The sequence below is a fragment of the Nocardioides alkalitolerans genome (genome assembly GCA_038184435.1).
GTDB lineage: Bacteria > Actinomycetota > Actinomycetes > Propionibacteriales > Nocardioidaceae > Nocardioides > Nocardioides alkalitolerans_A.
In genome coordinates, this window is record CP116227.1 from 2,234,088 (window position 1) to 2,247,916 (window position 13,829).

General features: G+C 74.4%; 15 protein-coding genes. 10 read left to right on the forward strand and 5 right to left on the reverse strand.

The annotated features are described in order from the left end of the window. The first annotated feature begins 65 nt into the window (after window positions 1–65). From PIR53_10725 to PIR53_10740, 4 genes are all read left to right on the forward strand, one after another. Window positions 66–581 carry a PH domain-containing protein gene (locus PIR53_10725; GenBank protein WZH50501.1) on the forward strand — a complete coding sequence of 172 codons (516 nt, stop codon included), beginning with the start codon at window positions 66–68 and terminating at the stop codon, window positions 579–581. Continuing rightward, on the forward strand, window positions 578–2,146 hold the full coding sequence (locus PIR53_10730; protein ID WZH50502.1) for a PH domain-containing protein: 1,569 nt from the start codon (window positions 578–580) through the stop codon (window positions 2,144–2,146). Before PIR53_10725 ends, PIR53_10730 begins: the two co-directional genes overlap by 4 nt. Window positions 2,147–2,169: 23 nt before the next feature. Then, window positions 2,170–2,964, forward strand: coding sequence for an exodeoxyribonuclease III (locus tag PIR53_10735; GenBank protein ID WZH50503.1), 795 nt, complete (start codon window positions 2,170–2,172; stop codon window positions 2,962–2,964). A gap of 126 nt (window positions 2,965–3,090) precedes the next feature. Then, window positions 3,091–3,306, forward strand: a complete 216-nt coding sequence (locus PIR53_10740; GenBank protein WZH50504.1) for a hypothetical protein — start codon at window positions 3,091–3,093, stop codon at window positions 3,304–3,306. 45 nt (window positions 3,307–3,351) lie between these two features. Here the strand turns inward: PIR53_10740 and PIR53_10745 are convergent, their stop codons facing one another. After that, on the reverse strand, window positions 3,352–4,806 hold the full coding sequence (locus PIR53_10745) for a DUF222 domain-containing protein (GenBank protein WZH50505.1): 1,455 nt from the start codon (window positions 4,804–4,806) through the stop codon (window positions 3,352–3,354). A gap of 51 nt (window positions 4,807–4,857) precedes the next feature. Continuing rightward, a complete protein-coding gene (locus PIR53_10750; GenBank protein ID WZH50506.1) occupies window positions 4,858–5,460 on the reverse strand; it encodes a DUF2510 domain-containing protein in 603 nt (200 codons plus the stop codon). A gap of 191 nt (window positions 5,461–5,651) precedes the next feature. On the opposite strand from PIR53_10750, the gene PIR53_10755 reads away from it, so the two are divergent. The 6 genes from PIR53_10755 (at window position 5,652) to allB (ending at window position 11,619) form a co-directional block, all read left to right on the forward strand. After that, window positions 5,652–6,827 (forward strand): acetamidase/formamidase family protein, encoded by a 1,176-nt coding sequence (locus tag PIR53_10755; protein ID WZH50507.1) that lies wholly within the window; start codon window positions 5,652–5,654, stop codon window positions 6,825–6,827. Between the two features lie 7 nt (window positions 6,828–6,834). Beyond that, complete coding sequence (locus PIR53_10760; protein WZH50508.1) at window positions 6,835–8,352, forward strand: DUF3225 domain-containing protein; 1,518 nt, start codon at window positions 6,835–6,837, stop codon at window positions 8,350–8,352. Window positions 8,353–8,477: 125 nt separating this feature from the next. After that, window positions 8,478–9,017, forward strand: a complete 540-nt coding sequence (gene uraD / locus PIR53_10765; GenBank protein ID WZH50509.1) for a 2-oxo-4-hydroxy-4-carboxy-5-ureidoimidazoline decarboxylase — start codon at window positions 8,478–8,480, stop codon at window positions 9,015–9,017. Further along, window positions 9,014–9,355 (forward strand): hydroxyisourate hydrolase, encoded by a 342-nt coding sequence (gene uraH / locus PIR53_10770; GenBank protein ID WZH50510.1) that lies wholly within the window; start codon window positions 9,014–9,016, stop codon window positions 9,353–9,355. The genes uraD and uraH overlap by 4 nt, the downstream gene beginning before the upstream one ends. A gap of 1 nt (window position 9,356) precedes the next feature. After that, complete coding sequence (gene pucL / locus PIR53_10775) at window positions 9,357–10,277, forward strand: urate oxidase (GenBank protein ID WZH50511.1); 921 nt, start codon at window positions 9,357–9,359, stop codon at window positions 10,275–10,277. A gap of 10 nt (window positions 10,278–10,287) precedes the next feature. Further along, on the forward strand, window positions 10,288–11,619 hold the full coding sequence (allB, locus tag PIR53_10780; GenBank protein ID WZH50512.1) for an allantoinase AllB: 1,332 nt from the start codon (window positions 10,288–10,290) through the stop codon (window positions 11,617–11,619). Here the strand turns inward: allB and PIR53_10785 are convergent. The 3 genes from PIR53_10785 to PIR53_10795 form a co-directional block, all read right to left on the reverse strand. Next, entirely contained in the window at window positions 11,601–12,551 is a 951-nt protein-coding gene (locus tag PIR53_10785; GenBank protein ID WZH50513.1) for a sulfite exporter TauE/SafE family protein, read from the reverse strand. The two genes, allB and PIR53_10785, sit on opposite strands and share 19 nt — an antisense overlap. A gap of 75 nt (window positions 12,552–12,626) precedes the next feature. Continuing rightward, window positions 12,627–13,112, reverse strand: coding sequence for a thioredoxin family protein (locus PIR53_10790; protein WZH50514.1), 486 nt, complete (start codon window positions 13,110–13,112; stop codon window positions 12,627–12,629). Between the two features lie 187 nt (window positions 13,113–13,299). Beyond that, window positions 13,300–13,764 (reverse strand): DUF4259 domain-containing protein, encoded by a 465-nt coding sequence (locus tag PIR53_10795; GenBank protein ID WZH50515.1) that lies wholly within the window; start codon window positions 13,762–13,764, stop codon window positions 13,300–13,302. Between the last annotated feature and the right edge of the window lie 65 nt (window positions 13,765–13,829).

A 13,829-nucleotide genomic window follows, 5' to 3' on the forward strand; every position in this document is an offset into this window, starting at 1 on the left:
CCATCATTGCTCCGTCACAGGCGAGCGCCCCGCCCTCCCGCCTCCCGGCATGGGAGGCTCGGAGCATGACGTCAGGGGAGTCCGTCCAGCCCGTGCCGGTCGCGCTGCGCGAGCCGGCCCACCAGGTCTCGCCGCGGGCGGTGACCTACTGGCGCGTGGGCGCCGGCATCACGGCAGCCGTCGTGACGGTTCCGCTCGTGGTGGTGGCGCTGGTGTGGTCGGACCGCCCCTGGTGGTACCTCGCCCCCGCCGGCCTCGTCGTGGTCCTCCTCCTGGGGTGGACGGCGATCATGCCGTCGTTCCGCTACCGCGTGCACCGCTGGGAGGTCACCGACGACGCCATCCACACCCGCAGCGGGTGGTTGACCATCGACGAGCGCATCGCGCCCCTCTCCCGCGTGCAGACCGTCGACTCCTCGCAGGGCCCCCTGCAGCGCGCCTTCCGCCTGCGCTCCCTCACCGTGACGACCGCGTCCGCCGCCGGACCGATCACCGTCGAGTGCCTCGACGTCGGTACGGCGCAGCACCTCGTCGCCGACCTCACCGCCATCACCGGCGCCAGTCAGGACGACGCGACGTGAGCGACCCCTCCGCGGTCGAGGAGTGGCAGCGGCTGGACCGTCGCCTGCTCGTCATCAGCCCGCTGCAGGTGCTCCGCGGCTTCGCCGTCCCCATCGTCTTCAGCCTCATCGGCATCGGCACGCAGGCGGGCGTCTGGACGCTCCTCCTCATCCCCGTCTCGCTCGTCGCGGCCGCCGTCTTCGGTGCCCTCCCCTGGCTGACGACGTCCTACCGCCGCACCCCCGCCCAGCTCGAGCTCCGCACCGGCTGGCTCCACCGCAAGCGGCTGACCGCGCCGCTCGACCGCGTCCGCAGCGTCGACCTGACCGCCTCGCTCCTCCACCGCGTGCTCGGCGTGACGAAGGTCGAGATCGGGACGGGCGTCGACGACGAGCGGATCACCCTCGAGGCCGTCGACGTCGCCGAGGCCCAGCGCCTGCAGCGGGAGCTGCTCGACCGCGCAGGGCCGGGGACGACGGGGGCGCGACCGGGTACGGCGGGGGTCGGGCCCGACGTCGTACCCGGGGGGCCCGAGGCGCCGGGTCCGGCCCCGGCGGGCGACGAGGAGCAGCTGGCGGCGCTGTCGTGGTCGTGGCTGCGGTTCGCGCCGCTCAACGTCGCGCAGATGGCGATCGTGCTCGGTGCGTGCGCCGGTGCGTCGCAGTTCGTCGACGACCTGCCGTTCGCGGACGTCGACCACGCGCAGTCGGCCTACGCGTGGCTCACGAGCCAGGTGCTCGTCCTCGTGGTGCTGGTCGCCCTCGGCATCGCGGCCGTGCTGTGGCTCGTGATCGCGCTGGTGGGCTACGTGCTGACGTGGTCGGGCTTCCATCTGGTGCGGCTCCGCCCCGCGGGACGACCCGAGGAGACCTCGATCCAGCTGCGGGCCGGACTCCTCACCACCCGCTCCACCACCGTCGAGGAGCGGCGGGTCCGCGGCGTACGGCTCACCGAGCAGGCCCTCATGCGGGTCGCCGGCGGCGGCGAGCTGGCCACGTTGGCGACCGGCGTCGAGGAGGGCACCACCACCGTCGTACCGCCCTGTCCGTCCCCCGTCGCCGTGAGCGTCGGCCACGAGGTGCTCGGCGCCCGGGAGACCGCGCCGTTGCAGGTCGCGCTCGCGCCGCACGGGGGCGCCGCACGGCGACGTGCCCACGTGCGGTGGCAGCGGCTGCCGGTGCTGCTGACGCTGGTCGCCGTCGGCCTGACGCTCGGGTTCGACGGGCCGTGGTGGCCGCCGGCGCTCGTGGTGGTGCTCCTGGGCGGGTTCGGGGCCGTGGGCGCCGAGCAGTCGTACCGCCACCTCGGCCACGCGCTGACCCACCGTCCCGACGGGACGCCGTGGCACGTGGTGATGGGGTCGGGCGGCTACGACCGCGTGCGCACCGTGCTCGAGACCGAGGGCGTCATCGGGTGGGTCGTGCGGCAGTCGTTCTTCCAGCGACGCCTCGGCCTCGCGACCCTCGTCGCGACGACGGCCGCGGGGCCCGAGTCGGTCGAGCTCCGCGACGTACCGCTCCCCGAGGCCCTGCGCCTCGCCCACGCGGCGACGCCCGGGCTGCTGACGCCGTTCCGGGCGCACTGAGGGAGCGCTATAGCCTCGGGCGGGTGCGCATCGCGACCTGGAACGTCAACTCCCTCCGCTCCCGCATCGACCGCGTCGAGGCGTTCCTCGAGCGCCACGACGTCGACGTCCTCGCCCTCCAGGAGACGAAGGCGAAGGTCGAGCAGCTGCCGCTGATGGGGCTGCAGGCGCGGGGGTACGACGTCGCTGCCGCCGGCATCAGCCAGTGGAACGGCGTCGCGATCATCAGCCGTGTCGGCATCGAGGACGTGGCGGTCGGCTTCGACGCCATGCCGGAGTTCGGCGAGCCGCCCGTCGCCGAGGCGCGCGCGATCGGCGCCGTCTGCGGCGGGGTGCGCGTGTGGTCGCTCTACGTGCCCAACGGGCGCAAGATCGGCGACCCGCACTACGTCTACAAGCTCGACTGGCTCGCCCGGCTCCGCGCCGCCGCGACCGCGTGGGTCGACGAGCCCACCGCCCTCGTCGGCGACTGGAACATCGCCCCGCTCGACACCGACGTCTTCGACATCAAGCAGTTCGCCACCTCGACGCACGTCACCCCGCCCGAGCGGGCGGCGTTCGAGGGGTTCGTGGAGGACGGGTACGTCGACGTGGTGCGCCCGCACGTGCCGGAGCCCGAGGCGGGCTACACGTACTGGGACTACTACCGGCAGCGCTACGAGCGGAACCGCGGCATGCGGATCGACCACGTGCTCGCGAGCCCGCCGTTGGCCGCGCGCGTGACCGGCGCGTTCATCGACCGCGAGGAGCGCGGCGGCGCCGACGGCCACGGCAAGGGCGCGTCCGACCACGCGCCGGTGGTGGTGGAGGTCGCGTAGGCGCCACCGCCTCGGCGGAGGATCCGACGCATCGGGTGGGTCGGATCGTCCGAGGACCTGCGCTCGCGGGCCGCGGCTACGGTGGACGACCACCAGACGTTCGCACGACGCAGCGAGGGAGACCCTGTGGTCCGTCAACGGAAGCCCGTCACGCCTCCCCCTGTCCCGGCACTCCTCTTCGGGGTCATCGGCAGCTCCGTGTTCGTCTACATGGGCATCGCCATCGTGGCCGCCCAGTCGGGCTGGCCCCGCGTGGCCGGGGTCTTCGTCGTCGTGTTCTTCGGACTGTGCGTGGCTTCCGGCCTCTACTGGCTGTCGATGAGACTGCGCGGCCGCGTGTAGTCCGGGAGATCCTGGTCCAGCGGGTGGGTCGGAGCTTCCGTTGGGTCACTCCCGACGGATGAACCCCAGCTTGCCCGTGCCCAGGCGCTCGACGAGGTAGAGCGGATCGTGCACCTGCCGGTGGTGCTGGTCGCAGAGCAGGCAGCCGTCGTCCACGTTGGTGTGACCGCCGGCCGACCACTGCGTGAGGTGGTGGGCTTGTGTCTGGTGCGGCGGCCGGTCGCAGCCCTCGGCGACGCAGCCGCCATCCCTGATCGCCATCGCGGTGCGCATCGCCCTGGTGTGGAAGCGAGCCGTGCGACCCAGGTCGAGGACCTCGGACGTCGAGCCGAGGACCGCCGGGATCAGGCCGGCCTCGCACGCCAGCCGTCGCGCCCCGGACGCGCTGATGGTGGCGCCCGTGTCGAGCGACGCCGTCGCCAACCCACCAAGCAGCGACTCCAGCGTCATCGTCACCACCACGGTGGCTCCGGTGCCGCCGGCGCTCGGGAGGTCCTTCTGATCGAGCATCTCGAGCAGCTGCTGGAACGCCCGTCCGTACCGCGCCGGTGTCGGACGCTCCCTGCGGAACCGCTGGTCGGGATCGTCCGAGCTGTTGAGGTGCTGCGGCGCCGCGTAGGCGTCGAGCGCCTTGCGCAGCATCGCCCCGTGGAGCTCGGGCAACGTGAACCGTCCGTGCACACGACCACGGCCGTCCGAGACCATCGTCAGACGCGATGCAGTGCGAGCCTCCCGCTCCTCCTTCTCCAGCACGTTGGCCTCGTGCGCCTCGCCCACCTCGGGCGCGACGACGGTGAGGATCTTCTTCCCGATCGCTCGCAGGGCGCGGGCGTCGTGATCGGCCGCGAACCCGACCAGCGTCTCCTCCGCCTCGAGCCGCAGCTCGACCGGCAGGTCCCCGGGCAGCTCGTCGAGCGCCGACACGATGACGTCGGCCTGCTCGACGTTCACCGCCCCCGCCTCACATGCTGGCGCCAGGTGCGTCGCACACCGGTCGCGCACGGCGTCGCCGATCCGCGCGAACCGATGCGCATCACGCCGGGTCAGCGCCGTCGCGTTCGCCCACCACACCGCCGCCGTCGAGGCACCGTTCTGCCGGTGGACCTCCAGCTCCTCGGCCCGTGCCAGCAACACCGCCGCCAACGCCGAGGCCCGCGCCGCCAGCCGCTGCACCGCCACCAGACCGGCACTGGCGTCCGCGGCGCTCATCCAGTCCAGGCCGCCAAACGTCAGTGCCCCTGAGGCCCCGCCGATCGCCGCCACCACGGGATGCTCGACGTCGCCACCGGCATCCGTCGGGACACCGGGCACGCCCCACCCCGCGGGCTGCACGGCGGCCGGGGGCGGCACCTCGTCGTACCGGCCCGGAGGGACGAAGACGGTGGAGTAGGAGTTGTCCGCCTCCGCCGGCCACTCTCCCGTCGCGAACGCGTGCTCCAACCAGTCCGGCACCGGCGGCTCCCCGCCGCCGGCGTCACCGAAAGAGCCGACCCCCGTCATGCGACTACTCAACCGGAGCCCACCGACAGTTCTGGCGGCCCGTCCACAGGGTCAGCCGAACGTGTCCCCGCAGGTCTCGTCGGCGTAGTCCTCGAACGCCTGGGCCTCCGGGGAGTCGCCCCCGTCGTCGGTGTCGAACTCGTCGAGCTCCTCGATCTCCGCCGTGGTCATGCCGTCCACCCGCTCGAGCGCCTCGACGAGCTGCTCGAACCCGGCCCGGGCGTCCGCCGGGATGTCCTCCGGCGTCCCCGTCTCCGTGAGCACCTCGACGGCGCGGCCGGTCTCCCACGGCGCGTCCGACTCCTGGAGGGCGAAGACGAAGAGGACGCCGTACATCTCCTCCACCGCGTCGCAGAACTCCTCCGTCGTCGCGTCGTCCGGCGCGTCGGAGGCGTCGTCGCCACCCAGCGTCAGGGCGAGCGTCACCACGAGCGCGACGACGAGCACCACCACGACGCCGATCACCGGACCGACGACCTTCCAGGCGATGCCCCCACCCGGACCGGCCGGACCGGCGGGACCAGCGACCGGCGCCGGCCGCACGTGGCCCGTCCAGGACGCCCCGTCCCACCAGCGCTCCTGGCCGGGCTCCGCGGCGTACCACCCCGCCGGTGTCGCCCCGCGCTCCCCGCCCTGCTGATGTGGGCCCTGCACCTCGTTCATCCCGTTCCCCCGTTCGGTCGTGAGGGACCACGCTCCCACGACGCACCGACATCGAGCGCGCCGTACGACCCAACTCGACGCCCACGCCGCGCCGAACAACCCAACTCGGCGCCCACGCCGCGCCGAACAACCCAGCTCGACGCGCAATCCCGTCGAAACACAGGTTTCCTACGCTCCGCGGCATGGCATCCCGGTTCCGCTTCCCCGACGCGCCCCTCGACGCGGGGGTGGGGCCGGTGCGGGCGGCGACGTACCTCCCCTCCACGCCCGACCACCTCCTCTGGGGACGGCTCCCGTGCCGCACCGACGCCCCCGTCCTCCGTGTCGACCCCGGCACCGAGGTCACCGTCGACACGCTCAGCCACGAGGGCGTGCTCGCGGACCAGGGGCGGGACCCGCGGGCGTTCTTCGCGTCGTACGGGGTCGACGGCGAGCAGGTGCTCGCCGACGCGGTCGCCCTCGCGGCGAGCGACCGCGCGCACACGCCGGGCCCGGACGGACCCCACGTCGTCACCGGTCCGATCGCGGTCACCGGCGCCGAACCGGGCGACCTCCTCGCCGTCACCATCGTCGAGACGCTCCCCCGCGTGCCCTACGGCGTCGTCTCCAACCGGCACGCCCGCGGCGCGCTGCCCGGCGAGTACCCCCTCGGCGGCCTGCCCGTCGTCTCCGCCTTCGCGGCGCTCGCCGAGCACCCGGACCCCGCGACGGGACGGATCGCGTCGTACGGGGAGATCCCGCTGACGCGGGCCGGGTACGACGCGCCCGGGGCCCCACGGGCACGGTTCCCGCTCGCGCCGTTCCTCGGCATCATCGGGGTCGCCGTGGACGACGACGTGCGGCCCCACTCGGTACCGCCGGGGGCCCACGGCGGCAACCTCGACATCAACCTGCTGACGGAGGGCGCGACGCTCTACCTCCCGGTGCAGGTCGCCGACGCCCTGGTCCACGTCGGCGACCCCCACTTCGCGCAGGGCGACGGCGAGGTGGCGCTCACCGCGATGGAGGCCAGCCTGCGCGCGACGGTGCGGCTCGACGTGGTGCCCCGCGAGGAGGCCGTCGCACGGTTCGGCGAGCTCGCCAGCCCGCTCGCCGAGACCCGCGAGCACCTCGTGCCGACCGGCCTCGACGAGGACCTCGACGTGGCCGTGCAGAACTGCGTGCGGGCAGCGATCGGCCTGCTCGGCGCGCGCTACGGGATGGAGCCGGCCCAGGCCTACGCCTACCTGTCGGCGGCCACCGACTTCGACATCTCCCAGGTCGTCGACGTCGTCAAGGGGGTCCACGCCCGGATCCGCACCGCCGACTTCGCGCACCTCGGCGAAGGTGCCGCACGGAACCGGCCCGGCACGCCATGATGCGCGCATGACCGACGGCACGCCCGACCCGCTGCCCGACGGCCTGATGGACGCCTTCTGGGACTACGAGGCCGCCCTGATGTCCGACGACCTCGCGGCGCTCGACCGGCTCTTCGCACCCGGCCCGGCGACGCTCCGCACGGACGCGGCGGGCACCCTCGTGGGCCACGACCAGATCAGCGCCTTCCGGGGCGGACGGGGTGGCGCCCCGCGCCGTACGGTCGTCGACATCCAGGTGCAGGTCGTCGACGCCGCCAACGCGCTCGTCGTGGCCACCACCGAGCTCGTCCGCGGCGGCCGCGGCGCGCAGACCCAGCTCTGGCAGCGGCGGCCCGACGGCTGGGTCGTCACCGCGGCGCACGTGTCGGTCTCCCCGCCCGCGATCGACACCCGCGTGTGGCGCGTCGTCGGCGACCCGCTGCTGACGGGCGCCGAGGACGGGCCACTCGCGCGCGAGACGGTCGCGGTCAAGGACCTCTTCGCGGTCGCGGGCCAGAAGGTCGGGGCCGGCAGCCCGGCCTACCTCGCCGCCGCCCCCGTCGAGACCCGCTCCGCCCGCGCCGTGCAGAGGCTCCTCGACGCCGGCGCGGACGTCACCGGCATCGCCCGCACCGACGAGTTCGCGTGGAGCCTGTTCGGCGACAACGACCACTACGGGACGCCGCCCAACGTCCACGCGCCCCGCCGGCTGCCCGGCGGCTCGACGTCGGGCTCGGCGACGGCGACGAGCCTGGGCCACACCAGCATCGGGCTCGGGACCGACACGGGCGGGTCCATCCGCGTGCCGTCGGCGTGGCAGGGGCTGTGGGGCATCCGCACCTCCCGCAACGCCGTGGCCCGCGACGGCCTCCTCGCCCTGGCCCCGACGTTCGACACCGTCGGCTGGGTGACCCGCGACGCCGACCTCCTGGCCCGGGTCGGCGACGTGCTCCTGCCGCCGGCGCCGCCCCCCGCCACCAGCGACGTCGTGCTCGCCACCGACCTCCTCGCCCTGGCGGCCCCGGACGTGCGGGCCGCCATCGAGGAGTTCGTGCGCGGCTGGGGCAACGTCGTGCGCGCACCCTTCGACGCCCACGACCTCGACGCGTGGCGCACCACGTTCACCCTCGTGCAGTCGGCGGAGGCCTGGAAGCAGCACGCCACCTGGGTGGCGTCGCGGCTCCACACCCTGACGCCCGCGGTCCGCGGCCGCTTCGAGGCCGCCGCCCGGCTCGACCCGGCCGCGGTCACCGCGGCCGCGGAGAGCCTCACCCGCGTGCGGCTGGAGATCCGCCACCGGGTCGCCGACCGCATCGTCCTGCTGCCGACGACCCCCACCGTCGCGCCCCTGCCGGGCGGCGCCGACCAGTCGCTGCGGGAGACCATGCTCGGCCTCACGTCGATCGCGGGGATCGGTGGGCTGCCCGCCCTCAACGTGCCGTTGCGCACCGCCGACGGGCTGCCCTGCGGTGTGTGCCTCGTCGCCGCCCCCGGCCGCGACCGCGACCTGCTGGCGCTCGCCCGCACGATCCCCCGACCCGGCTGACGGTCGAAACGGTCGTTACAGCGGCGAAACGCAGCGACCGGTCCGTGAAACACGGGCTCCCTACTGTCGCGCCTGGCGCACCCCACCCGAAGAGGCCGTGGGGCGCCGACAGGAGGACGACACAGGTGCGGATCGACGAGCTCAACGCGCTCGACGCGGCGACGGCGCGCGCGACGCTGGCCCCGGCGGCCGACGTCGGGTGGTGGCTGGACGCACTGGTGGCCGGGCGGCCCTACCCGGACGCGCAGGCCCTGCTCGCGCTGGCCGCGACGGAGGCCGCACGCTGGACCGACGCCGACGTCGAGGGCGCCCTCGCCCACCACCCGCGGATCGGGGAGCGGCCGACGGGCGACGGCCCCGAAGCCGCGCTGAGCCGCCGGGAGCAGGGGGCCATCCGGAGCGGCACCGACGGCACCGACGCCTCTGACGCCTCCGACCCCGCGGACCTCGAGCGGGCGATCGCGGCCGGGAACGCGGCGTACGAGGACCGCTTCGGCCGCGTCTTCCTCATCCGCGCGGCGGGCCGCAGCCGGCCCGAGATACTCGCCGAGCTCGACCGGCGCCTGACGAACGACCCCGACGCCGAACGCGCCGAGGTGCACGACCAGCTGACGCAGATCGCGCTGCTGCGCCTGGAGGGCCTGCTCGAGGGGAGCACCACGTGACCACCTGTTCGACCCACGTCCTCGACGCCGCCCGCGGCGTACCGGCCGCCGGCCTGGAGGTCACGCTCTCCACCCCCGCGGGCACGACGCTGGCCACCGCCACCACCGACGACGACGGCCGCATCCGGTGGGACGCCCCGCTCGTCGCGGCCGGCGGCACGGCGCAGCTGGACCCCGCGACGTACGTCGTGTCGTTCGCGACGGGTGACTGGTACGCCGCCGCCGGGCGCGACACCTTCTTCCCCCACGTGGACCTCACGGTCGCGCTCCACGGCACCCACGTGCACGTGGCGCTGCTGCTCAGCCCGTACGCGTACACCACTTACCAGGGGAGCTGACATGGCCGACGGCGACATCGTGCTCGGGGCGAACCAGTACGGGAAGGCCGAGTGCCGCCTCGTGCGCATCGACCGCGACACCCCGGTGCACCGCATCACGGACCTCACCGTCACCGCCCAGCTGCGGGGCGACTTCACCGCCTGCCACACCGACGGCGACAACAGCCGGGTGGTGGCCACCGACACCCAGAAGAACACCGTCTACGCGTTCGCCCGGGAGCACGGGATCGCCACCCCGGAGACCTTCCTCATGACGCTCGGCAGCCACTTCGTCGAGGGCTTCGCGTGGGTCACCGGCGGGCGCTGGGAGGCCCAGGCCCACGCCTGGGACCGCATCGTCACGGGCGACGGCGAGCACGACCACTCCTTCGTGCGTCGCGGCGACGAGGTGCGCACGACCGTCGTGCAGAAGGACGGCGACGCGACCTGGGTCGTCTCCGGGCTCAGCGGCTGCACCGTGCTGAAGTCGACGGGCTCGGAGTTCTCCGGCTTCCCCCGCGACCGCTACACGACCCTCGCCGAGACCGACGACCGCATCATGGCGACGTCGGTGACGGCGTGGTGGCGCTACGCGCCCGAGACGCAGGCGGAGCTCGAGGAGCTCGACTTCGACCGCCTGTACGACGCGGTGCGCGCCGCCCTGCTGTCCACCTTCGCCGAGGTGCACTCGCTGGCGCTCCAGCAGACCCTGTTCGCGATGGGACGGCGCGTGCTCGAGGAGCACCCGGCGATCGCCGAGATCCGGCTGTCGTGCCCCAACAAGCACCACTTCCTCGTCGACCTCGCCCCCTTCGGGCTCGACAACCCCGGGGAGGTCTTCTTCGCCGCGGACCGGCCGTACGGGCTCATCCAGGCCACGATCACCCGCGAGGGGCAGCCCGAGGTCCCGCAGGCGTGGGCCACCGTGCCCGCGTTCGCCTGAGGCGGCCGCGGTGCGCGTCGACGCCGTGCGCGGCCGTCGGGTCCTCGTGGGCGACTCGTTCCGGGCCGCCACCGTCGTGGTTCGCGACGGCCGGGTGGCGGAGGTCGCGGACCACGACCACGAGGTGGCCGGGGTGGTCCTCGAGGCTCCGGACGCGGCGTACGTCGTCCCCGGGGTCGTCGACACCCACGTCCACGTCAACGAGCCGGGGCGCACCGAGTGGGAGGGGTTCTCCTCGGCGACGCGGGCCGCGGCGCTCGGCGGGGTGACCACCCTCGTCGACATGCCGCTCAACGCGATCCCGCCGACCACGACCGTCGAGCACCTGCGCCTCAAGCAGGCCGCGGCCCACGGGCAGCTCATGGTCGACGTCGGGTTCTGGGGCGGCGCCGTCCCGGGCAACCTCGCCGACCTCGCGCCGCTATGGGAGGCCGGCGTGCTCGGGTTCAAGTGCTTCCTGTCGCCGAGCGGGGTGGACGAGTTCCCGCCGCTCGACGGCGCGGAGTTCCGCGCGGCGCTGCGCGAGGTGGCGCGCTTCGACGGGCTCATGATCGTGCACGCCGAGGATCCCGCCGTGCTGGCGGCCGCGCCCCAGCGACCGGGCGGGTCCTACCCCGACTTCGTCCGCTCCCGACCCCACGAGGCGGAGACCGCCGCCATCCGGCAGGTGCTCGACGGCGCGCGCGAGACCGGGGCGCGGGTGCACGTGCTGCACCTCTCCAGCGCCCACGCGATCGGGATGATCGCCGACGCGCGCGCCGAGGGCCTGCCGGTGACGGTGGAGACGTGTCCCCACTACCTGGTGTTCGCGGCCGAGGACATCCCGCACGCGGCGCCGCAGTTCAAGTGCTGCCCGCCCATCCGCGACGCCGGCAACCGCGACGAGCTGTGGACCGCGCTCCAGGCGGGGATCATCGACTGCGTCGTGTCCGACCACTCCCCCGCGACCGCCGAGGAGAAGGGCCGCGGCGACGGCGACCTCCAGCAGGCGTGGGGCGGGATCGCGGGGCTGCAGGTCGGGTTTGCCGCGATGGCCACCGAGGCGCGGCGCCGCGGGATCGCGCTGGAGATCGTCGTGCGGTGGATGGCCCGCGCCACCGCCGACCTCGTGGGGTTCACGCGCAAGGGGCGGATCGCGGTGGGCGCGGACGCGGACCTGGCGATCTACGACCCGAGCGTCGACCTCCGGGTCGACGCGGCGGAGCTGGCGCACCGCAACCCCATCTCGGCGTACGACGGGCTGCGGCTCGACGGGGCCGTGACCCACACGCTCGTGCGCGGCGACCTGGTGGACGCCGCGCGCCCCGACCACACGTGGGGGCGTCAGCTCGGGCGGGAGTGACCCGGCTCGGTCGCCTCGTGCTGCCAGGCGGTGCGTTGCTCGTCGAAGGCCGGCAGCCCGGCGCGCTGCCGCACCCAGCCCCAGGCCAGCGGGCCGAGGAGCAGCAGGGCGGCACCGATCATGCCGACCGCCTCGGGCGGCACCCCGAGGAGCTTGAGGCCGGTCAGCGACAGCACGATGACGATGCCGCGGCGGATCACCGACTGCGACACCCAGGCCGCCATGCGCGCGCCGAGGAAGGTGCCTGGCGTGCCGCCGAGGACGAGCGGGAGCAGGATCTCCCAGTCGACGCCCGCGACGACGACGTGGCCGATCGCGGCGGCCATCACGAGCGGCACGGCCTGCACGAGGTCGGTGCCGACGAGCCGCACGGCCGTCAACGTCGGGTAGAGCAGCAGCAGGGCGACCATGATGACCGAGCCAGAGCCGACCGAGGTGATGCCCACGAGCAGGCCGCCGAACGCCCCCACCAGCACGGTGGGCAGCGGCCGCAGGCGGACCGTCTCGTCGGGCGCCTCGTTGCCGTCGCGCACCAGGCGGAGCTGGAGGAACACCCGCAGCGTGTAGGTCGCCGCCGTGAGCAGGAGCGCCGCACCGATGGCGGTGGCCACGAGCTCCTCCGCGTCGGCCCCTCCGATGCGGTGCACGATGAACCCGCCGGCCAACGCGAACGGCACCGAGCTCAGCACCAGCAGTCCGGCGAGCCGCATGTTGGGGGCGCCGTGCCGCCAGTGCACCGCGGCGCCGACCGACTTGTTGACCGCCGCAGCGACGAGGTCGTTGGCGACCGCCGCCGTCGGCGGGATGCCCAGGAAGATGAGCGCCGGGGTCATGAGGGCGCCGCCGCCCATGCCCGTCAGCCCGACCACGATCCCCACGCCGAAGCTGACGACCAGGACGGCGAGGGCGGAGAGCGTGAGGAGGTCGGCCACGAGCGGGAACTCTACGGACCCGATCGACCTACCGGACTCGATCGGCTCGACGTGGACACCGTCGTCCGGACCCCGTCAGACCGCCGCGTCGAGCCCCGCGAGCACCTGCTGCTTCGTGGGCGCGCCCGCCGCGCGCGTGACCTCGCGGCCCGCGGCGTCGAGCACCAGCGTCGTCGGGGTGCGGAGGATCCCCAGGGTGCGCGTCAGCTCCAGGTGGTGCTCCGCGTCGACCTCGACGTGCGCCACGCCCGGCACGACCTCGGCCACCTCGCCCAGCACCCGGCGCGTGGCCCGGCACGGTGCGCAGAACGCGGACGAGAACTGCAGCAGCGTCGCGCGCTCCCCCGGCGTCTCGACGAGGCCCGCGGCGACGACGGCGTCCCAGGCGGTGGGCCCGGTCGGCTCGGTTGCCTCGGTGGGCCCGGTCGTCGTGGCGTCGGTCGGGCCGGCGGTCACCCGCGGCGTACGGCGCGCGGCGAAGCGCCCGTCGACACGAGCGCGCCAGGCGCCGAAGCCGAGCGCGAGCACGACGGCGACGATGAGGATCACGACTCCGGTCACGGAGGGGACAACGGTGCTTCGGGTCGCGATGTTCCGGCCCGGCACTCGGAAATGGGACGTTGGTGCGCCCCAGGCCGTCTCCGGCCCGCCCCATCCGCACAGTTCCGGACCCGGGCGGAGTCCGGCCTCACCGCCATCCCCTGTCGTGGCCCCAGCGCCACGAAAAGCGGCCCGCTGGGGCCACGACTCATCGCGACCGCCCGAAGGGCCAGCGGCGCCGCCGCGACCCCGGCGCAGCAGGCGCAGCGGGCGCGGACGGAGCCCGGGGCACCGGTACGTCGCGGGTGCGGTCGAGCAACGCCCGCAGGTCCGCGCGGCCCTGCGGCATGAGCTGCGCGTCCTCGTCCTCCTCGTCCACCTCCGCGAGCAGGCGCTCCCCGAGGTCCCGCGCGTCCGCGACGAGCCGCGCCGACGGCACCCAGTCGCGCCGGGGCCACCCCGAGACGTAGGTGTGCTGCTCGATGCCGCTCGGGTCCACCGCGAGCAGCACCAAGGCGACGGCAGCGGCCGGATCGGCGACCTCTTCGTCGTGCCGGAGCACCATCGCCTCACGCAGGACCCGGTCGACCTCCGCTACCCGGACCTCCGCCGCCTCGCCCGCGACGTCCGCCGCGCCGTCGTTCTCGAACAGCCCCTCGCCCCACGCACCCATGGCGCCAGCCTGGCCCGAAACACACTGCCCCACCACCGAAACACACCCGAAACGGCCGTTTCTTA

Excerpts from the sequence above, each read along its gene's own strand:
- pucL (WZH50511.1), top strand. The coding sequence starts at position 9,357 with ATGGCCGACGGCGACATCGTGCTCGGGGCGAACCAGTACGGGAAGGCC.
- PIR53_10725 (WZH50501.1), top strand. The coding sequence starts at position 66 with ATGACGTCAGGGGAGTCCGTCCAGCCCGTGCCGGTCGCGCTGCGCGAG.
- PIR53_10795 (WZH50515.1), bottom strand. The coding sequence starts at position 13,764 with ATGGGTGCGTGGGGCGAGGGGCTGTTCGAGAACGACGGCGCGGCGGAC.
- PIR53_10755 (WZH50507.1), top strand. The coding sequence starts at position 5,652 with ATGGCATCCCGGTTCCGCTTCCCCGACGCGCCCCTCGACGCGGGGGTG.
- PIR53_10745 (WZH50505.1), bottom strand. The coding sequence starts at position 4,806 with ATGACGGGGGTCGGCTCTTTCGGTGACGCCGGCGGCGGGGAGCCGCCG.
- PIR53_10760 (WZH50508.1), top strand. The coding sequence starts at position 6,835 with ATGACCGACGGCACGCCCGACCCGCTGCCCGACGGCCTGATGGACGCC.